The organism is Modestobacter sp. SSW1-42 (assembly GCF_046635825.1).
GTDB lineage: Bacteria > Actinomycetota > Actinomycetes > Mycobacteriales > Geodermatophilaceae > Modestobacter.
In genome coordinates this window covers 612,341-633,053 of the sequence record NZ_JBISCA010000001.1, presented here as the reverse complement: position 1 = coordinate 633,053, position 20,713 = coordinate 612,341, and the positions used below count along the sequence as shown (strand labels likewise).

Here is a 20,713-nt window from a genome sequence, read left to right as displayed (position 1 = left end):
CCGACCCGGTGCCCGACGCCCTCGCGCTGGTCCTGGCCGGCCTGCTCCTCGCCGCCACGCTCGCCGCAGCCGCGGCCGACTCGCACCGGCTGCCGCCGGCGCTGATTGCCGTCCCCGGCGCACTCCTGCTCACCGTGCTCGGAGCCGTCGGCTGGGACGACGCCGCGGCCACCCTGCGCGAGGTCGGCCCCACGGTCGCGTTCCTGGTGGTCATCCTGCTGCTGGCCGACCTGGCCGACCGGGAGGGGCTGTTCACCTGGTCGGCGGCGGTGACGGCGCGGCGGGCCGGGCGCTCGGCGCAGGGGCTGCTGAGCCGGGTCTTCCTGCTCGCCGCCGTGGTCACCGCGGTGCTCAGCCTGGACGCCACCGTCGTCCTGCTCACCCCGGTGGTGGTCGCCCTGGCCAGGCACATGCGCGTGCCGGTCGCGCCGCACGGCTACGCGGTGGGCCACCTGGCGAACTCGGCGTCCCTGCTGCTGCCGGTGTCGAACCTGACGAACCTGCTGGCGTTCGCGGTCACCGGCCTGTCGTTCCTGCACTTCGCCGGGCTGATGGTGCTGCCGCAGCTGGGCGTGCTGACGCTGGAGTACCTGGTGCTGCGCCGGCTGTTCCGCACCCAGCTGCGGCACGCCATCGACGCGCCGGTGTCCGACGTGCCCCGGACGCCGGTGCTGGCGCTGACCGTGGTCGGCGCGACGGTCGCCGGGTTCGCGCTGGTGTCGCTGGTCGGGGTCGGGCCGGTGTGGCCGGCGACCGTGGGCGTGCTCGTGCTGGCCGGCCGGCAGCTGGCCACCCGCCGGGTCGGCGTCCCGGAGCTGGTGCGGGCGGCAAACCTGCCCTTCGGGCTGTTCGTGCTGGGCCTGGCCGTGCTGGTGCTGGTGCTGCAGCAGCACGGCCTGGAGGCGCTGCTGGCCGACCTGCTGCCGCAGGGCCACACGCTGCCCGCGCTGCTGGCCGTCGCCGGCATCGCGGCGCTGCTGGCCAATCTGGTCAACAACCTCCCGGCGACCCTCGCGCTGCTGCCGATCGCCGCGGCCGGGGGCGTCCCGACGGTGCTCGCGGTGCTGATCGGGGTCAACGTCGGCCCGAACCTGACCTACGCCGGGTCGCTGGCCAACCTGCTGTGGCGGCGGGTGCTGGGCGCCGACGCCCCCGGGGCGGCCCGGTTCAGCCTCGTCGGCCTGGCCACCGTCCCGGTGACCCTGGTCGGCGCGACCGCCGCCCTGTGGCTGGCCCTGCAGGTCTGACGGCGGCGGGCGGCGGGCTGGGCGCGATGATCATCGGCGTGTGGCTGCCCGGCACGCCGACGGCCGCGACCACTCGCCGATGATCAACGACGGCCGGCAGGGTCGGCCCTGTCGACGCGGGGCTACTCGCCGCCGCGGCCGGGGTCGCCGATGCTGATCATGGCCTCGACCGCGCGGCGGGCCCGGGCGGCGACGTCGGGGGCGACGTCGATCGCGCCGTCACCGGTGCGCAGGGTCTGCAGCAGCTTGGCCGGGGTGATCATCTTCATGTAGCGGCAGGCCGCCCGGGAGTTCATCGGGATGAAGTCGGTGGTGCCGTTGAGCGCGCGCAGCTGGTGCAGGATGCCGATCTCGGTGGCCACCAGCACCTGCGGTGCCCGGGTCGCCGACGCGGCGTCGGCCATGCCGCCGGTGGACAGCACCCGGGTGCGCTCGGCGGGCAGGTCGCCGTGGCTGACCAGGTCCAGCACCGAGGTGGTGCAGCCGCACTCGGGGTGCACGAGGATCTCCGCGTCGGGGTGTGCGGCGACCTGCGAGCGCACGTCGGCGGGGCTGATGCCGGCGTGCACGTGGCACTCCCCCGCCCAGATCGACATGTTCGCCCGGCCGGTGACCCGCTTGACGTGCGCACCGAGGAACTGGTCGGGCAGGAACAGGATCTCCCGGTCGTCCGGGATCGACCGGACGACGTCGGCGGCGTTCGAGGAGGTGCAGCAGATGTCGGTCTCGGCCTTCACCGCGGCGGTGGTGTTGACGTAGCTGACGACGACGGCGCCGGGGTGCTCGGCCTTCCACTCGCGCAGCTGCTCGGCGGTGATGCTGTCGGCCAGAGAGCAGCCGGCGGCGTGGTCGGGCAGCAGCACGGTCTTGTCCGGCGACAGGATCTTCGCCGTCTCGGCCATGAAGTGCACGCCGCAGAACACGATCTCGCGGGCGTCGGTCTCCGCGGCGATCCGGGACAGGTACAGCGAGTCGCCGGTGAAGTGGGCGACGTCCTGGATCTCGGGCACCTGGTAGTTGTGCGCCAGGACGACGGCGCCGCGCTCGTCGGCGAGCCGGCGGACCTCGGCGGCCCACACCTCGTACTCGGCGGCGCTCATGGTGCGCTCGTCGCCGACGCGGGCGGCGGTGTCGATGGTGGCGGTCATGCGGGACTCCAACTGCTGGCAGGACACCGGTCGACCCAGTGTCCCCCGGGTGGACGAGGAGGTGGCGGGCTCAGCCCAGGTGGCTGGTGTCGTTGACCAGCCGGACGCTGGTGCGCCCGTCGGAGGACCAGGTGACGGTGCTCAGCGAGGCCGCCTCCAGGAACACCCGGTGCACGACGTCGTCACCGACCCCGAGCCCGGCGGCCAGCAGCAGCTTGATCGGCATCATGTGGCTGACCACGAGCACGGTCTTCCCGGCGTGCCGCTCGAGCACGCGGGCGCGGGCGCGGGCGACCCGGGTGGAGACGTCGATGACCGACTCACCGCTGGGCGGCCGGACGTCGAGTGCCCCGGACCACCGGCGGAACGCCAGCGGGCTCTTCCGCGCGGCCTCGTCGGCGGTCAGGCCCTCCCACGCGCCGAAGTCCAGCTCGCGCAGGTCGCCGTCGACCTCGACCGGGACGCCGAGCACCTCGGCGGCGGCCTCGGCGGTCTGCCGGGTGCGCTGCAACGGGGAGCACACGATCACGTCGATGCCCCGGCCGGCCAGGTGGCGGGCGGCTGCGGCGGCGTCGGCCCGGCCGACCGCCGACAGCGGCAGGTCGCTGCTGCCGGAGAACCGGCGCTCGGGGGTGTGCTCGGTTCGCCCGTGGCGCAGCAGGTGGGTGACCGTGGTGACCACCGGGGCCGGCTCGGTCACCGGCTGCAGGTCGTCCTCGACCACGACCGGCTCGGTGGCCACGTCGCGGCGCACCGGCTTGCCGTCCATCGCCGAGTTGGCCAGCGCGTCGGCGGCACCGTTCTGCGCCCGCGGCACCCACGTGTAGCGGACCGTGCCCAGCTGCCGGGCGATGTCGCGGGCCTGCACGGCGAGCTTCTTCATGTCCGGGTGCTTGATCTGCCAGCGGCCCGACATCTGCTCGACGACGAGCTTGGAGTCCATCCGCACCTCGACGTCCGCGGTCGGGTCGAGGTCGAGCACCGCCTGCAGGCCGGCGACGAGTCCGCCGTACTCGGCGACGTTGTTGGTCGCCCGGCCCACGGACTCCGCCCGCTCGGCGAGCACCCGCCCGGTGTCGGCGTCCCGCACGAGCGCGCCGTAGCCGGCCGGCCCCGGGTTGCCCCGGGACCCGCCGTCGGCCTCGACGACCAGCCGGCGGCTCACCGCACACCCCCGGGGGCAGAAGTCGCGACTTCGGCCCTCACAGGCCGGACTCGGCCGTGCGCACCAGGATCCGGTTGCAGTTCTCGCAGCGGAGCACGGTGTGCGGGTCGGCGTTGCGGTAGGAGGCCAGCTCGGTGCCGTAGAACTCGATCCGGCAGCCCTGGCAGCGGCGCGCCTTCAGCTCGGCGGCGCCGGTGCTGCCGGTCTGGGCGGCGACCCGGTCGTAGACCTTGAGCAGGTCGGCCGGGATCGTGCCGGCGATCTGGTCGCGCTTCGCATGGTGCTGCGCGATGCCCTCGGCGATGACCGCCAGCGCCTCGTCGCGGGCCTGCTCGGCGCGCTCCTGGTCACCCTGCGCACCGGCCAGCCCGCCCTCCGCCTCGGCGAGGGTGGCGTCGGCGGCCTCGCGGCGCTCCATCAGCTCGAGCACCTGGTCCTCCAGGTCGCCCTGCCGACGGCCCAGCGACTCCAGCTCGTGCTGCAGGCCGGTGATCTCCTTCGGGGTGGCCGAGCCGGAGTCGATGCGCTGCTGGTCGCGGGCGGCGCGCTGCCGCACGGTGTCGACGTCGCCCTCGAGCCGCTTCTGCTCGCGGTCGAGGTCGCGGACCACGGTCTGGGCCCGGACGACGTCGTCGGACAGGGTCCGCTGCGCCTCCACGGCGGCCTCGACGGCGGCGAGCTCGGGAAGGGTGCGCTTGCGGTGGGCGAGCTGCGCGAGCGCGACGTCCTCCGCAGCGAGGGCCAGCAGCTTCTGCTGGTCGAAGTGGTCAGCCTGCACGCGGTCAACCTACCCGCGTGCGGGGGCTGCCCGGACCACGCCGGCCCACCGTCCCGCCCGGGTCCAGCCACCTCCCCGGCCGTGGGCCACGCCGGGCCGTGGCCTGACGGTCGCCGGAGTGGCGGGACCTCGACCGGGCCGGGCCGCGACGACGGCTCCGGACCGTCGGGTCCGGGGCCGTCGTCGGGAGGTGTCAGCGGGTCAGGCGCACCGGCCCGGCCCCGATCGGCGTCCGCAGCAGCAGGTACGGGTACGCGCGCTCGTCGACCCCGCCGGCGTACCGGGCCTGCCGGTGCAGCTGGTTGGCGGTCACGTAGAGGTGGCCGTCCGCGGCGACCGACATGGTGTCGGGCCACAGCAGCCGCTCGTCGTGGACGACGGTCTCGATCGTGCCGTCGGGCCGCCGCACCAGGACGGCGTTCTGCTCACCGGCGGTCGCGTAGATGTTGCCCGCGTCGTCGGTCTCCAGGCCGTCGCCGGCGCTGCCCTTGTCCCCCTCGTCGACCACGGTGGCCGCGACCGCGTCGTCGTCCAGGCTGCGGTCGACCAGGGCGTCGGTGGCCACGCTGTACCAGCGGCGGGAGGCCAGCGGGCAGTACCAGAGCCGGGCACCGTCGGCGGAGATGGCGATGCCGTCGGAGCCCATCGCCACCGGCTGGGTCTCGGCGTCCGGGCTCTCCTTGGTCAGGAACGGCCGGCCCTCGACCATGAGCAGCAGGTCCGGCGGGACGACGGCCTTGGTGGAGGCGTGGTCGCGCAGCCGCCGCCACGAGTCGCCGGTGGCCAGGTCGACCACGATGATCCCGTTCTCGCCGGAGTCCGCGGAGTCGGTGATGTAGGCGGTGCCGGCCTCGCCGCGGGACAGGTCGAACCGGACGTCGTTGAGGTAGGTGGTCTCCAGCGCCACCTCGCGCGGGAAGACGATGGTCTGCACGACCGTGTCGGTGGTCAGGTCGATGCAGACCAGCTTCGGGCCGCCGGGCTTGGTCGGCTGGAACAGCGGGGAGCCGGTGTCGAGCACCCACAGCCGGTCGGCGGGGTCGACGACGATGGACTGCACGCTCACGAACGCGGTCTCGTCGTCGTCCCCGCTGGGCGAGTTGGTCGCCTGGTCGGGGAAGGCGACGACCTGGCCGTCGCGGATCTCGGCGACGGTGAACGCGACGTCGTCGCCCCACTTCGGGAAGTTCACGAAGATGCGCCCGGTGTGGGACACCGACACCCCGGTCGGCATCGGGCCGGACGTGAAGGCGTGCACCACCTCCAGCTCGCCGTAGGGGCGGTCGGTCTGCAGGTCAGCTGGCTGCGTCATGACCCCGCCCGTACCCGCCCCCGCCCCGGTGACCCGTCGCGCCATCGCCACCCGCCGGCCGTGCCGGTCCAGGCCCAGCTCGCCCTCCCGCCGGCGCAGCGCCTGCAGCGCGGGCGTCGGCTCGGTGACCTCCCAGCCGTGCCGGGCGTAGAAGGGTGCGTTCCACGGGACGTCGGCGTAGGTCAGCAGCGTGACCCGGTCGGCGCCGTGCTCCCGGGCCGCCGCGACGGTCGCGGCGAGCAGGGCGGCCCCGATGCCCTGGCGGCTGTGCGCCGGGTGCACCGACAGCTGCTCCAGGTGGACGGCGCCGTCCACCAGCTCGAGGACGGCGAACCCCTGCACCGGCTCCCCGACGACCAGCACCCGCCACGACCGGCCACGCTCCCCCGCGGTGGCCGGGGCCGGCAGGTCGGTGATCCCCAGGGGCACGAACAGCTCGTCGGCGGCGGCCTCGACGTCCGCGAGCTGGGCGAGGTCGGCGGGGCGGGCATCGCGCACGTCGTGGCGACCGGTCGGCATGCCGCCACCCTGACACGACGCCCGCCGCCCAAGGGCCGTGGTGGCCGACATGGCCCCTGGGCGGTCCTGTTTGACGGGCGGATCCAGGAGCGTTGGACCCCGGCGGCCCGGAACAGGTGCAGGGCTGGGCCGCTGACGTCCGACGCCTCGCACTGCAGGGCAGGAGTGGCCACCTCCGCCCTGAGAGGGCGGGTCAGTCCATCAGCGGGTCGGCGTCCTCGTCGTCGGAGTAGGCGGCCCACAGCGCGGCGTAGGCGCCGCCGCGGGCGAGCAGCTCGGCGTGCGGGCCGACCTCGACGACCCGGCCGCCGTCCATCACCGCGACCCGGTCGGCGCGCGCGGCGGTGGTGAGCCGGTGCGCGACCACCAGCGTCGTGCGGCGGCGGGCGACCGCGTCGGCGGCCCGGGTGACCGCGGCCTCGGTGGCCAGGTCGAGCGAGGCGGTGGCCTCGTCGAACAGCAGGACGTCGGGGTCGACCAGCTCGGCCCGGGCCAGGGCGAGCAGCTGCCGCTGGCCGGCCGACAGCGAGCGGCCCCGCTCCCCCACCCGCGTCCGGTAGCCCTGCGGCAGCCCGGCGACCATCTCGTGCGCACCCACCGCGCGGGCCGCGGCCTCCACCTCGGCGTCCGAGGCGTCGGGCCGGCCGTAGGCGATCGCGTCGCGCACCGTCCCGCTGAAGAGGAACGCCTCCTGTGGGACGACGCCCAGCCGGCCGCGGTACTGCAGCAGGTCCAGCGAGCGCAGGTCGGCGCCGTCGACGCACACCGCACCCGAGGTGGGGTCGTAGAAGCGGGCGACCAGCTTCACCACGGTCGACTTGCCCGCGCCGGTCTCGCCCACCAGCGCCAGCGTCTCCCCCGGCGCGACGGTCAGCGACACGTCGCGCAGCGCCGGGGTGGGCGCCCCGCGGTAGGCGAACGTGACGTCGGAGAGCACCACCTCCCCGCGCAGCCGGCCCACCGGACGGGCGTCGACGGCGGCCGGGGTGGACGTCGGCAGCCGCAGCAGGTCGCGCAGCCGCCGCAGGCCCACCGACGCCTGCTGGTAGCTGTCGAACACCTGCGAGAGCTGCTGCACGGGCGCGAAGAACGTGTCGACGTAGAGCACGAAGGCGATCAGCACGCCGGCGGTGATGTCGCCGTCGGTGAGCCGGGCCGCGCCCACCGCGAGCACCGCGGCGGCCGCCACCTCGGACAGGAACTCCACGAACGGGAAGTAGATCGAGATGTAGCGCTGCGCCCGCAGCCGCACGTCCCGGTAGGCCTTCGCGTGGCCGCGGAACACCTCGGTGGAGTGCTCGGAGCGGTCGAACGCCTGGGTCACCCGCACCCCGGCGACGTCCTCCTGCAGCCGGGCGTTGACCGCGCTGACCCGCTCGCGGGCCTCGGTGTACGCCGGCACCGAGCGCGCCCGGAACCAGACCGTGGTGACCACCAGCACCGGCAGCGTGGCCAGCAGCACCAGCGCCAGCTCGACGTCGAAGAGGAACAGCGCGACCAGCACCCCGACCAGGGTCAGCACGCTGATCACCGCGGTGGTCAGGCCGGTCTGCAGGAACGCCGACAGCGCGTCGACGTCCGTCGTCATCCGGGTCATGATCCGGCCGCCGAGCTCGCGCTCGTAGTAGTCGAGCCCGAGCCGCTGGAGCTGGGCGAAGGTCTTGACCCGCAGCGTGTAGAGCAGCCGCTCGCCGGTGCGGCCGGTCAGCCAGGCCGCCCCGCGGGCCACCAGGAAGTCGACCACCACCACGGCGAACGCGATGCCGGCGACCGTGAGCAGCAGGGACGTCGACCGGGCGGCGATGCCGTTGTCGACGCCCTCGCGCACCAGCGCCGGGATGGCCAGCTGCGCGGCGGTGTCGACCGCGACCAGCACCAGGGCGGCGGCCAGCGCCCAGCGGAACGGGCGGATCAGCCGCCACAGGGTGAAGTCGGTGTCGGCGGCCCGGGCCCGCTCCGAGGGCACCTCGGGCTCGTCGTCGGCCGGCGGCAGCTTCGCGACCAGCGCCTTCAGCGACGCGGTCGGCGCCGCGGCCGCCATCGCCGAGCCGCGGCCGCCGATCGAGGCCGCCGCCGCGCGGGCGGGGCCGGTGTCGGCCGCGACCGGCGCCGGGTCGGGCCAGGCGCACGGCGTCACGCCGTCGACCGGGGCGGCGTCCAGCTCGGGCACGTCGCCGGTGCCCGACAGCAGCAGCCGGAACAGCGGCGAGCGCGCCTCCAGCTCGGCCACCGTCCCGACGTCGACGACCCGGCCGGCGTCCAGGACGGCGACCCGGTCGGCCAGCGCCAGCGTCGACCGGCGGTGCGCCACCAGCAGCGTCGTCCGGCCCCGGACGGCGGTGCGCAGCGCGGCGTGGATGCGGGCCTCGACGGCGGCGTCGACCGCGGAGGTCGCGTCGTCGAGCACCAGCACGCGGGGGTCGGTGAGCAGCGCCCGGGCCAGCGCGACCCGCTGCCGCTGCCCACCGGAGAGGGTGAGCCCCTGCTCGCCGACGACGGTGTCGTAGCCGTCGGGCAGGTCGGCGATGAACCCGTCGGCCTGGGCGGCCCGGGCGGCGGCGCGCACCTCGTCGTCGGAGGCGTCGGGGCGGCCGAAGGCGATGTTGGCCCGCACGGTGTCGGAGAACAGGAAGCTGTCCTCGAACACCACGCCCAGCACCGAGCGCAGCGACCCGGTCTCCAGGTCGCGGACGTCGACCCCGCCGACCCGCAGCGCCCCGGCCGAGACGTCGTAGAAGCGCGGCAGCAGCGACACGACGCTGGACTTGCCCGAGCCCGAGGCGCCGACCAGGGCGAGGGTCTCCCCCGGCTCGACGCGCAGGGAGACCTCGCTGAGCACCGGCCGGTCGGGCGTGTGGCCGAAGGTGACGTCGTCCAGCTCGACGGTCAGCGGCCCGGCGGGCAGCTGACCGGTGCCCGACACGAGGGTCGGCCGGGCGTCGATGACCTCGAGCACCCGCTCGACCCCGGCGCGGGCCTGCTGGCCGATGGTGAGCACCGCGGCCAACTGGCGCACCGGCGACACCAGCGCGGCCAGGTAGGTGGCGAAGGCCAGGAAGGTGCCCAGCGAGATCGACCCGCGCAGCGCCAGCCAGCCGCCCAGCGCCAGCACGCCGACCTGGCCGAGCGCGGGCACGGCCTGCAGCAGCGGGTTGTAGCGGGAGGTGAACCGGACGACGCGCATGCGGGCGCCGAACAGCCGGCGGGCACCGTCGTCGATCCGGTCGAGCTCGCGGTCCTCCTGGCCGAACCCCTTGACCACCCGGACGCCGGTGACCGCGGCCTCGACGTCGCCGGCCACCTCGCCGGCCTGCTGCTGGGCGGCCCAGTTGGCCGGGAACAGGTCGCGCCGCGAGCGCAGCCCCAGCCACCACAGCGCCGGGCCCACGGCCAGCGCCACGACGGTGAGCAGCGGCGACAGCCAGGCCATCACGCCGAGGGAGACGACGAACAGCAGCGCGTTCCCGGTCAGGTTGGGCAGGAACGCCAGCAGCCCCTGGACCAGGGTGATGTCGCTGATCGAGCGGCTGACCGCCTGCCCGGTCTGCAGCCGGTCCTGGCCCGGCCCGTCGAGCCGGGACAGCGCGGCGTGGACGTCGTTGCGCAGGTCGTACTGCACGTCCAGCGACAGCCGCCCGGCCAGGTACCGGCGGACGAAGCCCGAGCCGAAACGCAGCAGGCCGGCCAGCACCAGCGCGACGACGAAGGGCGTGATGTCGGCGTCGCCGGCGACCACCCGGTCGACGACCTCGCGGGTGAGCAGCGGCGCGACCGCGGCGATCACCGAGCCCAGCAGCGCCGCGGCGAACGCACCGACCAGGTCACCGCGGTGCCGCAGGCAGTAGCCGACCAGCCGCTTCAGCCAGCCGCCCGCGGGCACGGGCGCCTGGTCGCTGGTGCGGGTGCTGGGCCCGCGCTGGGCAGTGGCCGTCACGCGGCGACGGGGGTGAGCGGCACGACGTCCAGTGTGCGACTCCCCCGCCTGCTGCGCCGCCGACGGGGTGGCAGGGTGGCGGGATGGCGGAGAGGGGGCTGCACGCACCGGCCTGGCTGGAGGAGCTGGTGCGCACCAGCCGGCCGCCGGTCCCCTGGCGCGACGTCGTCCGCTTCGCCCTCGTCGTCCCCGCGCCGCTGGCCGTGGCGCTGGCGGTCGGCGGGGTCGAGGGCTCGGCGCTGGGCGCCGGCGTCTTCGCCACGATGGGGTCGCTGGCCGCGACGCTGGCCCCGCAGTCCGGGCCGCTGCGCGTGCGGCTGCGCCGGGTGGCGGCGGCCTCGCTGCTGGGCGGGATCGGGCTGGTCGTCGGGCAGGCGCTCACCGGCGGCGGCTGGGTGCCGGTGGTGCTGATGGCGGTGGTGTCCGCGGTCGCGGCGCTGCTGAGCTCGGTCAGCGCCGCGTTCTCCCTCGGCGCGCTGCAGCTGCTGGTCTACAGCGCGGTCTCCTCGGGGCTGTCCACGCCGCTGCCGGCCGTCGCCGAGGTCGGGTACTTCCTGGCCGGTGCCGCGCTGGGCACGCTGGCGGTGGTGCTGCAGGCCCGGGTCGAGCCGGTCGACCCCGACCGGGAGGCCGTCGGCACGGTGTTCCGCCGGGTCGCCGAGCTGCTGGAGTCCATCGGCACCGACCGCACCGAGGAGGCCCGCCGGGCGCTCACCCTGGCGCTGAACGACGGCTACGACCGGGTCATCCACGCCCGCAGCCGCTCGGCCGGGCGCAACCGCGAGCTGGCCGGGCTGGCCGGGGTGCTCAACGCCGCCGCCCCGCTGGTGGAGGCGGCGGTGGCCAGCGCCCGCGCCGGGGTGCCCGCGGACTCCCGCGACGTCGGCGCCGCGCACGCGCTGGCCACCGCGGTCACCGACCGCCGGCCGCTGCTGGGCGAGCGCCCGCCCCGGGTCGAGGACGCCCCGCCGCAGCAGCGTGCGGTGCGGCACGGGCTGCGGCTGGTCTGGAACGTCGTCGGCGACCCCGAGGAGCGCGCCTCGGCCGCCGTCCAGCGCCCGCCGCTGGACCGGCGGGTGCGGCTGCACGACCTGGCCGACCGCACGGTGGGCAACGCCGACTCCCGCGCCTTCGTCGTCCGGCTGACGCTGTGCATGACCGTCGCCGAGGTGGCCCGCCAGCTGCTGCCCATCGACCGCCCCTACTGGGTGCTGCTCACCGTCGCCATCGTGCTCAAGCCCGACTTCGGCTCGGTCTTCACCCGGGCGGTGCAACGCGGCGCCGGCACCCTGCTCGGGGTGCTGCTGGGTTCGCTGCTGCTCACGTTCCTGTCCCGCGACGCCTGGGTGCTGCTCCCGCTGGCGCTGGCCGCCGGCGCGCTGCCGTGGGCCCGCAACGGCAACTTCGGGCTGTTCTCGGTCTTCCAGACCCCGCTGATCATCCTGCTGATCGACCTGGCCACGCCCAGCGGCGACGGCGTGGTCGGCGCCCGGCTGGTCGACACCCTCATCGGCTGCGGCATCGTGCTGCTCTTCGGCTACCTGCTGTGGCCGCAGACCTGGCGCGCCCCGCTGGACGACGCCCTGCGCGCCGCGGCCCTGGCGCTGGACCGGTTCGTCGACGCCGCGTTCACCCAGAGCCCCGAGGACACCCGGCGTGCCCGGCGGGCCAGCTACCGGGCGCTGACCGAGCTGCAGACCCAGCTGCAGCGCCGGCTGGCCGAGCCGCCGCCGATCAGCACCCGGGCCGCGGCGTGGTGGCCGGTCATCGTGCAGCTGGAGCGCACGTCGGACGCCGTGACCGAGGCGGTGATCGCGATGCGCACCGGGGAGCCGGCGCCCGAGCCCGGCCAGGTCGCCGTGCTGCGCAAGGCGGTGCGCGAGCTGGAGGAGGACCTCCGCGACCACCGGGTGCCCGACGACGCCGAGATCGACGCGACCGGCGTGCTGGCCCCGGTGGCCCGCGAGGTCGACGCCGCCCGGCGGCTGGTGCGGGAGACCACGCCGGGACGGCGGGCCGGCGTCCGCGGCGCCGACGACTGAGCGCTCACTCCCGGACGTCGGCCGGGCCGGCGGACATCGGGAGGCCCGCGGCGGTCCACGCTTCGACCCCGCCGACCAGGTCGGTCGCCCGGACGAGCCCCACCGCCCGCAGCGAGGCGGCGGCCAGGCTGGAGCTGTAGCCGTGCCGGCAGACCACGACCACCGCCAGGTCGGGCCCGGTGGCCTCCGGGACGCGGTGGGGACCGGTCGGGTCCAGCCGCCACTCCAGCACCGTGCGGTCGATGACCAGCGCGCCCGGGAACTCGCCCTGCACCCGGCGGTGGGACTCGGTGCGGGTGTCGACCACCAGCGCTCCCCGGGCCACCGCGGCCACCAGCTCGTGCGGGGTCAGCCGGTGCACCCCGGCCCGGCTGGCGGCCAGCACGTCGTCGATGCCCATGACCGGCAGCCTGCCGCACCGGGAAAGCGCTGGCCGGGCCGGGCGGCGGGCCCGTAGCGTCCTCCCTCGCCCGGGGTCAGCAGCCGGACGGCATCGCCGTCGCAGGTCCTGCGTGTCGGCTCCGGGCACGCCAGTGGTCAAGCGTCTCCGGAACGCGCGGGTTCGACTCCCGTCGCCGTCCGGCCCGCGGTCTCCCCGGTGCCGACGGTCTGCAGCGCCCTGCGCGCTCCCCGGCGGCGCCCGACCGCGCGCCGGGCGGTCCCGCGTGTGCCGGACCGGACGGAGGGGACGTCGTGCGCATCGTCGTCGAGGAGTGGGAGCGGGTCCTGGGGTACCGGGACCCGCTTCGTCGAGGTGCTCGGCCCCGGGCGGCACCGCCGGCCGCGGTGGCGGCGGCGCACGGTGCGGGTCGTCGTCCGGCCGCGGCTGCTGATCGTCCCGGGCCAGGAGGTGCTCACCGGCGACGGGCTGACGGTCAAGGTCAGCCTGATCGCCACGTGCCGCACCACCGACCCGCGGCGCTGGCACGAGGCGGTCGAGGGCGCCGACGGCTTCGTCTACGCGGCGCTCCAGGTCGCGCTGCGCGAGGCGGTCGCCGGCCGCACGCTCGACGAGCTGCTGACCGCGCGCGAGGCGCTGCCCGAGGCGCTGCGGGCGTCGGTCGCCCCGCGTGCGGAGGCGGTCGGCGTCACGGTGGAGGACGTCGCGGTGCGGGACGTGATGGTCCCGGCCGAGCTGCGGCGGGCCGCGGCCGGTGTCGCGACCGCCCGCGCCGAGGGACTGGCGGCGCTGGAACGGGCGCGCTCGGAGGTCGCCGCGACCCGCGCCCTGGCCAACGCGGCGCGGATGGTCGCCGAACAGCCGGCGCTGCTGCAGCTGCGCACGCTGCAGGCGGTCGAGGCCGGCGGCGCGACCGTCGTCCTCACCACGTCGGGCGGCACGGACGCCGGCGTCCCCTCGGTCCCCTGAGCCCGTCGGCGGCGTCCCTCCCCGGGACGCCGCCGGCCGGGTCAGGCGACGGGGGCGTGCGCCCCGTCGCGGAAGGCGGAGACGGCGGCGGCCGGGAGCGGGCGCGAGAGCAGGTAGCCCTGCACCAGGTCGCAGGCGTCGGCGCGCAGCAGCTCGAGCTGGTCGACCTCCTCCACGCCCTCGGCGACCACGGTCAGCCCGAAGGTGTGCGCCGCCCGGATGATCAGCGCCACGAGCTCGCGGTTGCCCGCCTCGGCCGAGGCGATGAAGCTGCGGTCGATCTTGAGGGTGTCCACCGGCATCGACCGCAGCTGGCCGATCGAGGTGAAGCCGGTGCCGAAGTCGTCGATGGCGATGCTCACCCCGTGCGACCGCAGCACCGCCAGGTTGCCGATCGCCGCGGGGTCGTCGACCAGCACCGTCTCGGTCACCTCCACGATCAGCAGCTCGGCCGGGAAGCCGGAGGCGGCCAGCGCGTCCAGGACGTCGTCGACCACGCCGGCCTCGGCCAGGTGCCGGCCGGAGATGTTCACCGCGAGCGTCCGGTCGGCGGCGGCCGGGTCCTCCGCGCGCCACTGCGCCAGCTGCCGGGTGGCCTCGTGCAGCACCCACCGGTCCAGCTCGCAGATGAGCCGGGTCGCCTCGGCGGTGGGGATGAAGGAGTCCGGCGGGACCATCCCGTGGCCGGGCCGGTTCCAGCGGATCAGCGCCTCGTAGCCGGTCAGCCGGCTGGACGCGACGTCGAGCACCGGCTGGTAGTGCAGCTGCATCTCGCCGTTGCGCAGGGCGGCGGTGATGGCGGCCTCCAGCTCGGCGCGGGCGCTCAGCTCGGCGCGCAGCGCCTCGTCGAACACCTCGGCCCGGCCGCGGCCGTGCCCCTTGGCCCGGTAGGCGGCCGCGTCGGCCTCGGCGAAGAGGACGTCGGCGTCGGTGCCGGCGTCCCGGGCGACCGCGACCCCCACGCTCGCGCCGATCCACACCTGGTCGGCGCCGACGTCGATCGGCCGGGCGCTGACGGCGACGATCCGCTCGGCCAGCTCCACCAGGTCGCGCTCCCCCTCGACCTGCTCGACCAGGACGACGAACTCGTCACCGCCCAGCCGGCAGACGACGTCCCCGGAGCGCACGGTGGCCAGCAGCCGGCGGGCCACCTCCTGCAGGACGGCGTCCCCGTGGGCGTGGCCGAACCCGTCGTTGACCGCCTTGAAGCCGTCGAGGTCGACGAAGAGCAGCCCGGTCATCGCCCCGGCCCGCTGGGCGCGGTGCAGCGCCGAGTTCACCAGCACCCGGGCCTGGGCGCGGTTGGACAGCCCGGTCAGCGGGTCGTGCGTGGCCTGGTGGGTGAGCGCGAACTGCAGGCGCTCGCGCTCCCGCACCGACTCCACGATCTGCTGCACCGAGGCGTGCACGACCTCCCCGAGCGGCCCGGGCAACGGCTGCTCGAGCACGGGGCTGGACAGGTCGCCGTCGGCGACGGCGGCCGACTGGGCCTGGATGCGGCGCAGGCTGGCGACGGCAGAGCCCAGCGCGGTCGACACCGTGCGCACCTCGCGGGGGCCACCGCCCTCGACCTCGACCAGCTCGCCGCGGCTGACCTGGTCGGCCTGGCCGGCGAGCACCCCGAGCGAGCGGGAGATGCTGCGGCCGGTGAGGGCGGCGCCGAGGGTGGCGGACAGGAGCACCCCGAGCGCGGCCAGCAGGATCTTGTCGCGCCGGTCGTCGGCGGCCTCGTGGTCGGCGGCGGCCGCGGCCTGGGCGCTGCCCACCGCGGTCTGCAGCAGCCCGGTCAGCGCGGCGTCCCGGTCGGTGTTCCGGCTGACCAGCGCGGCCACCTGCAGGATCGGGATCGGGGCGGCGGTGGCGTCGTCGGCCTGCGCGGCGAGGACGTCGTCGACCGCGGTCAGCGCATCCGACGTCCGGACGTCGTCCCAGGCGGCCACGAGCGCCGGCTGCGCGAGCTCGGTCATCTGGTCGCGTGCGTCGGTGTAGCTGCGCCAGGCGGCGCGCCAGTCCAGGGCGGCTCCGTTGCCGGAGATGGTGGTCTGGGTGCTGAGGAACAGCGGGATCGCGCGGCTGGCCGTGCGGGCCAGCCGCGCGATGAGCTCGACGTCGTGGGTGGCGTGGTCGGTCGCGACCGACACGTCGTCGCCGTCGGCCGCCGCGGCGGCGTCGCGCTGGGCCGCCATGAGCAGATCGGACACGGCCAGGTACTGCGTGTACGTGACGAACAGGTCGGGCTGCGGGCCCGACGCGCCGGTGCGCACACCGGCGAGCTGCGCGGCGGCCCGCTCGGCGACCTCTGCGCCCACCGACCCGGCCGGCACCGCGACGAGCGCGGCATCGGTGACCTGCTGCGCCTGGGCCAGGGCCCGCTCCGCGTCCGCGAGCTGGGCCTGGACCAGGAACGACGGGAGCCCGGTCAGGGCCACCGCGCCCGGGTCGCGCAGGACGCCGATCGACAGCACCGGGATGATCTCGTGCTCGACGCCGCTGCGGGCGGCGTCGAGCTGGGCCACCGCGAGCACCGCGGCCTCGGCGCTCGTCGCGGTCGCCGCCTCGGTCAAGGCGCTGCGCACGAGGAAGGCCGTGAGGGCCACGACCCCGATCGTGGGGACCAGCACCAGGGCCGAGAGGTAGACCCACAGCGGGATGCCGCGGCCGGACGGGCGGGACGCCGATCGAAGTCGCATGCCCTCCCATCGGCGCACGCCGTGCCGCCGTTGAGCGCCTCGCCCCGACGGGTGAGGCACCGGTGGTGGGCGCGGAGGGGTTCGAACCCCCGACCACTCGCTTGTAAGGCGAGCGCTCTACCGCTGAGCTACGCGCCCGCGGCCCCGCTGCAGGGTCCCGCCCCCCGGCTCGCGAGGGACGGGGCAGCGGGGTCCTTCGTCATGCCGCGGCGGACAGGCCGGCGACGGCGTCCTTCCAGCCGGACTGCGCGCGGGCGTCACCGGGCTGGTTGACCTCGGCGAAGGCGATCTTCCCCTCGGCGTCGACCAGGAAGGTGCCGCGCAGCGCCATGCCGGCCTTGTCGTTGAAGACGTCGTAGGCGCGGGCGGTCTCCCCGTGCGGCCAGAAGTCCGACAGCAGCGGGAACTCGAAGCCCTCCTTCTCGCGGAAGGCCTTGAGGCTGAAGGTCGGGTCGGTGGAGACGGCGACCACCTGCACGCCGGCCTCGGTGTAGCTGCCCAGCTCGTCGCGCAGCTGGCACAGCTCGCCGGTGCAGATGCCGGAGAAGGCGAAGGGGTAGAAGACGACGAGGACCGGCCGGCCCCGCAGGTCGGCGAGGGACACGACCTGCTTGTCCTGGTCGGGGAGGCTGAACTCGGGGGCGACGTCACCGACGGAGAGGCTCATGCCCTCATCGTGCCGCACCGGCTGACTGCCTGGGACGGCCCCCTCGCGAGCGCGGGGGCCGTCCGTCAACGACGGGAGCGGGCGGCCTTCGGGGTGACCAGCCGGATGCCCGACCAGTCCTTGGCCGCGGAGATGCTGGAGGTCTGCTGCAGCCCGGCGGTGGGGGCGGCCTCGGTGACGTCACCGGGCTCCACGTGGCCGGGGCGCCCGGACTTCGGGACCAGCAGCCACACCACGCCGTCCTCGGCGAGGGAGGCGATCGCGTCGACGAGGGCGTCGATCAGGTCGCCGTCGTCCTCACGCCACCACAGCAGGACGGCGTCGGCCACCTCGTCGGAGTCCTCGTCGACCATGTCCCCGCCGGAGAGCTCGACGACGGAGTCACGCAGGTCCTCGTCGACGTCCTCGTCCCAGCCGAGCTCCTGCACGACCATGCCCGGCTTGATCCCCAGCCGGGCAGCCATGCTGGTGCTGCCCGAGTCGACGCTCATCCCTGCTGTTCCTCCATGTGCTCGATTGCCCGGTCTGCTCCGGGCGGTGTTCCTACGGTGCCCCGTCGCGGTGTGCGACGGGGCGGTGTCCTGCAGGGATGGTGCCCTGTCCCGGGCCGACGCGCCTGGCCGGGACCCCTTCTCGGCTCGGCCCGGCGGCTGCCGGGTGTCGCGGGCGGCCTCACCGGGCCACCGTTGCAGCGGAGCGTAGGGCATCGGCGGCACGACGCAAGGTGTCCGCACTGCTGTCGCGGCCCGGACGGGCCGCCGGGGGGCTCCGCGAGACGCCGTCCGAGGGTCGTCGGAGGCCTTCCTGGGGGTCCGATCGCGAGGCAACGTGACGTGCGCCGCCCCGACAGGAGACGATGGGGGCATGAGTGCACCGCAGCAGTCGGACGGAGACCCCGCCCGCATCACCGGCAGCCCCCGCGCGGTCATCACCGACGGGCGGCCGAGCCAACTCCCGGACACCGACCCGGACGAGACCCAGGAGTGGCTCGAGTCCCTCGACGCGGTCGTCGACAACGCCGGACGCAACCGTGCCCGCTACCTGATGCTGCGCATGCTCGAGCGCAGCCGCGAGCAGCAGGTCGGCGTCCCGGCGCTGCGCAGCACCGACTACATCAACACCATCGCGCCGGAGCAGGAGCCCTGGTTCCCCGGTGACGAGGACGTCGAGCGCCGGATCCGGGCCTACATCCGGTGGAACGCCGCGATCATGGTCCACCGCGCGCAGCGGCCCGGGATCTCCGTCGGCGGCCATATCTCCTCCTACGCCTCGTCGGCGTCGCTGTACGAGGTGGGCTTCAACCACTTCTTCCGCGGCAAGGACCACCCCGGCGGCGGCGACCAGATCTACTTCCAGGGGCACTCCTCCCCCGGCATCTATGCCCGCGGGTACCTCGAGGGCCGGCTCGACGAGCACCAGCTCGACGGCTTCCGCCAGGAGGTGAGCCACTCCGGGGGCGGGCTGTCGTCCTACCCGCACCCGCGGCTGATGCCCGACTTCTGGGAGTTCCCCACGGTCTCGATGGGCCTGGGCCCGATGAACGCGATCTACCAGGCGCGGTTCAACCGCTACCTGCACGACCGCGGCATCGCCGACACCTCCGACCAGCACGTCTGGGCGTTCCTGGGCGACGGCGAGACCGACGAGGTCGAGTCGATCGGCCCGATCGGGCTGGCCGCCCGTGAGGAGCTGGACAACCTCACGTTCGTCATCAACTGCAACCTGCAGCGGCTCGACGGCCCGGTGCGCGGCAACGGCAAGATCATCCAGGAGCTGGAGTCGGTCTTCCGCGGCGCGGGCTGGAACGTCATCAAGGTCGTGTGGGGCCGCGGCTGGGACAAGCTGCTGGCCGCCGACCGCGACGGCGCGCTGGTGAACCTGATGAACAGCACGCCGGACGGTGACTACCAGACCTACAAGGCCGAGGACGGCGCCTTCGTCCGCGAGCACTTCTTCGGTCGCGACCCGCGCACCCGCAAGCTGGTCGAGGGCCTGAGCGACAAGGAGGTCTGGGACCTGCAGCGCGGTGGCCACGACTACCGCAAGGTCTACGCCGCCTACAAGGCCGCGATGGAGCACAAGGGCCAGCCCACGGTCATCCTCGCCAAGACGATCAAGGGCTGGACGCTGGGCAGCCACTTCGAGGGCCGCAACTCCACGCACCAGATGAAGAAGCTGACGGCCGAGGACCTGGCCGCCTTCCGCGACCGGCTGCACCTGCCGATCCCGGACGAGGCGCTGGACAAGACCCTGCCGCCCTACTACAAGCCCGCCGCCGACTCCGAAGAGATGCAGTACATGCTCGAGCGGCGGCAGGCGCTGGGCGGGTCGATCCCCCGCCGCCGGCACACGGCCGCGCAGCTCAAGGCCCCCGACGACAAGGCCTTCGAGGTCGTCCGCCGCGGGTCGGGCAAGCAGGAGGTCGCCACCACCATGGCGTTCGTCCGGCTGCTCAAGGAACTCATCAAGGACCCCGAGCTCGGCCCGCGCTTCGTACCGGTGATCCCCGACGAGGCCCGCACCTTCGGGCTGGACTCGCTGTTCCCGACGAAGAAGATCTACAACCCGCACGGCCAGAACTACACCTCGGTCGACCGCGAGCTGATGCTGGCCTACAAGGAGTCCACGACCGGGCAGATCCTGCACGAGGGGATCAACGAGGCGGGCTCGTCGGCGTCGTTCATCGCGGCCGGCACGTCGTACGCGACGCACGGCGAGGCCATGATCCCGATCTACATCTTCTACTCGATGTTCGGGTTCCAGCGCACCGCCGACGAGTTCTGGGCGGCCGCCGACCAGATGACCCGCGGCTTCCTGCTCGGCGCCACCGCCGGCCGGACGACGCTCAACGGCGAGGGGCTGCAGCACGAGGACGGCCACTCGCTGCTGCTGGCCGAGACCAACCCCGCCGTCGTGTCCTACGACCCCGCGTTCTCCTACGAGGTCGGGCACATCGTCAAGGACGCCCTGCGCCGGATGTACGGCGAGGACCCGGGCGCGCCGCTGGGCGGCGACCGCGACCCGAACGTCATGTACTACCTGACGATCTACAACGAGCCCTACGTGCAGCCGGCCGAGCCCGCGGACCTGGACGTCACCGGCCTGCTGGCCGGGATGTACCGCTACGCCGAGGGCCCGGCTCTGGAGGGCCCGAAGGCGCAGGTCCTCGCCTCCGGCGTGGCCGTGCCGTGGGCGCTGCGGGCGCAGGAGCTGCTCGCCCAGGACTGGAACGTGTCGGCCGACGTGTGGTCGGTGACCTCCTGGAACGAGCTGCGCCGCGAGGCGCTCGCCGCCGAGGAGTGGAACCTGCTCCACCCGGCCGAGGAGCCCAAGGTCCCCTACGTCACCCAGCAGCTCACCGACGCCCCCGGCCCGGTCGTGGCGGTGTCGGACTGGATGAAGGCCGTGCCGGACCTGCTCTCGCCGTTCATGCCGCACGGGATGGTCTCGCTGGGCACCGACGGGTTCGGCCTGTCCGACACCCGCCCGGCGCTGCGGCGGCACTTCCGGGTCGACGCCGAGTCGATCGTCGTCCGCACGCTGGCCTCGCTGGCCAACCGCGGCGAGATCGAGCGCGACGTCGTCCGGCAGGCCGTGGAGAAGTACCAGATCGGTGAGGTCGAGGCCGCTCCGGCCGACACCACCACCACCCCCGAGCAGCAGCCCGAGGCCTGACCCGCCCCGGCCGGTCACCACTCGCCGTCGTCCAGATGGTGATCAGGTGACCTGATCACCATCTGTCCCCCTGCACCAGCATTGGTGCAGGGGGACAGTCGTTGGTGCGGGAGGACGCCGCCCGTGGCACGACCGCACGTACTGGTGTGCCCAGTCGTCCACACCGC

General features: G+C 74.8%; 13 protein-coding genes and 1 tRNA gene. 4 read left to right on the top strand and 10 right to left on the bottom strand.

What is annotated here, in order from left to right:
- The first annotated feature begins 8 nt into the window (after positions 1-8).
- The gene (locus ACGBYP_RS03165) at positions 9-1,247 is read left to right on the top strand and encodes an SLC13 family permease (protein WP_411581807.1); all 1,239 of its coding nucleotides are present in this window, start codon (positions 9-11) and stop codon (positions 1,245-1,247) included.
- Positions 1,248-1,369: 122 nt separating this feature from the next.
- On the opposite strand, the gene nadA is transcribed toward ACGBYP_RS03165, so the two are convergent.
- The 5 genes from nadA to ACGBYP_RS03140 form a co-directional block, all read right to left on the bottom strand.
- Positions 1,370-2,395 (bottom strand): quinolinate synthase NadA, encoded by a 1,026-nt coding sequence (gene nadA, locus ACGBYP_RS03160; RefSeq protein ID WP_411581806.1) that lies wholly within the window; start codon positions 2,393-2,395, stop codon positions 1,370-1,372.
- 70 nt (positions 2,396-2,465) lie between these two features.
- Positions 2,466-3,560 (bottom strand): bifunctional RNase H/acid phosphatase, encoded by a 1,095-nt coding sequence (locus tag ACGBYP_RS03155; protein ID WP_411581805.1) that lies wholly within the window; start codon positions 3,558-3,560, stop codon positions 2,466-2,468.
- 37 nt (positions 3,561-3,597) lie between these two features.
- Complete coding sequence (locus ACGBYP_RS03150) at positions 3,598-4,338, bottom strand: zinc ribbon domain-containing protein (RefSeq protein ID WP_411581804.1); 741 nt, start codon at positions 4,336-4,338, stop codon at positions 3,598-3,600.
- Between the two features lie 193 nt (positions 4,339-4,531).
- Entirely contained in the window at positions 4,532-6,169 is a 1,638-nt protein-coding gene (locus tag ACGBYP_RS03145) for an L-dopachrome tautomerase-related protein (RefSeq protein WP_411581803.1), read from the bottom strand.
- 193 nt (positions 6,170-6,362) lie between these two features.
- Positions 6,363-10,103, bottom strand: a complete 3,741-nt coding sequence (locus tag ACGBYP_RS03140; protein WP_411581802.1) for an ABC transporter ATP-binding protein — start codon at positions 10,101-10,103, stop codon at positions 6,363-6,365.
- A gap of 83 nt (positions 10,104-10,186) precedes the next feature.
- Between ACGBYP_RS03140 and ACGBYP_RS03135 the strand changes: the two genes are divergently transcribed.
- On the top strand, positions 10,187-12,145 hold the full coding sequence (locus ACGBYP_RS03135) for an FUSC family protein (RefSeq protein ID WP_411581801.1): 1,959 nt from the start codon (positions 10,187-10,189) through the stop codon (positions 12,143-12,145).
- Between the two features lie 4 nt (positions 12,146-12,149).
- On the opposite strand, the gene ACGBYP_RS03130 is transcribed toward ACGBYP_RS03135, so the two are convergent.
- A complete protein-coding gene (locus tag ACGBYP_RS03130) occupies positions 12,150-12,545 on the bottom strand; it encodes a rhodanese-like domain-containing protein (RefSeq protein ID WP_411581800.1) in 396 nt (131 codons plus the stop codon).
- A 354-nt stretch (positions 12,546-12,899) separates the two neighbouring features.
- Between ACGBYP_RS03130 and ACGBYP_RS03125 the strand changes: the two genes are divergently transcribed.
- Positions 12,900-13,514 (top strand): SPFH domain-containing protein, encoded by a 615-nt coding sequence (locus ACGBYP_RS03125; RefSeq protein ID WP_411581799.1) that lies wholly within the window; start codon positions 12,900-12,902, stop codon positions 13,512-13,514.
- Between the two features lie 41 nt (positions 13,515-13,555).
- Here ACGBYP_RS03125 and ACGBYP_RS03120 read toward each other — a convergent pair whose 3' ends face one another.
- The 4 genes from ACGBYP_RS03120 to ACGBYP_RS03105 all read right to left on the bottom strand — a co-directional run bounded on the left by ACGBYP_RS03120 (position 13,556) and on the right by ACGBYP_RS03105 (position 17,362).
- The gene (locus ACGBYP_RS03120; RefSeq protein WP_411581798.1) at positions 13,556-16,204 is read right to left on the bottom strand and encodes a putative bifunctional diguanylate cyclase/phosphodiesterase; all 2,649 of its coding nucleotides are present in this window, start codon (positions 16,202-16,204) and stop codon (positions 13,556-13,558) included.
- 63 nt (positions 16,205-16,267) lie between these two features.
- A tRNA-Val gene (locus tag ACGBYP_RS03115) sits at positions 16,268-16,342 on the bottom strand.
- Between the two features lie 61 nt (positions 16,343-16,403).
- Positions 16,404-16,871: a peroxiredoxin gene (locus ACGBYP_RS03110; protein ID WP_411581797.1), complete on the bottom strand. Its 468-nt coding sequence runs from the start codon at positions 16,869-16,871 to the stop codon at positions 16,404-16,406.
- A 65-nt stretch (positions 16,872-16,936) separates the two neighbouring features.
- The gene (locus tag ACGBYP_RS03105; RefSeq protein WP_411581796.1) at positions 16,937-17,362 is read right to left on the bottom strand and encodes a DUF3052 domain-containing protein; all 426 of its coding nucleotides are present in this window, start codon (positions 17,360-17,362) and stop codon (positions 16,937-16,939) included.
- Between the two features lie 373 nt (positions 17,363-17,735).
- On the opposite strand from ACGBYP_RS03105, the gene aceE reads away from it, so the two are divergent.
- On the top strand, positions 17,736-20,546 hold the full coding sequence (gene aceE / locus ACGBYP_RS03100) for a pyruvate dehydrogenase (acetyl-transferring), homodimeric type (protein ID WP_411581795.1): 2,811 nt from the start codon (positions 17,736-17,738) through the stop codon (positions 20,544-20,546).
- Positions 20,547-20,713 lie beyond the last annotated feature (167 nt).

Excerpts from the sequence above, each read along its gene's own strand:
- ACGBYP_RS03145 (WP_411581803.1), bottom strand. The coding sequence starts at position 6,169 with ATGCCGACCGGTCGCCACGACGTGCGCGATGCCCGCCCCGCCGACCTC.
- ACGBYP_RS03120 (WP_411581798.1), bottom strand. The coding sequence starts at position 16,204 with ATGCGACTTCGATCGGCGTCCCGCCCGTCCGGCCGCGGCATCCCGCTG.
- ACGBYP_RS03130 (WP_411581800.1), bottom strand. The coding sequence starts at position 12,545 with ATGGGCATCGACGACGTGCTGGCCGCCAGCCGGGCCGGGGTGCACCGG.
- aceE (WP_411581795.1), top strand. The coding sequence starts at position 17,736 with ATGAGTGCACCGCAGCAGTCGGACGGAGACCCCGCCCGCATCACCGGC.
- ACGBYP_RS03135 (WP_411581801.1), top strand. The coding sequence starts at position 10,187 with ATGGCGGAGAGGGGGCTGCACGCACCGGCCTGGCTGGAGGAGCTGGTG.
- ACGBYP_RS03105 (WP_411581796.1), bottom strand. The coding sequence starts at position 17,362 with ATGAGCGTCGACTCGGGCAGCACCAGCATGGCTGCCCGGCTGGGGATC.
- ACGBYP_RS03110 (WP_411581797.1), bottom strand. The coding sequence starts at position 16,871 with ATGAGCCTCTCCGTCGGTGACGTCGCCCCCGAGTTCAGCCTCCCCGAC.
- nadA (WP_411581806.1), bottom strand. The coding sequence starts at position 2,395 with ATGACCGCCACCATCGACACCGCCGCCCGCGTCGGCGACGAGCGCACC.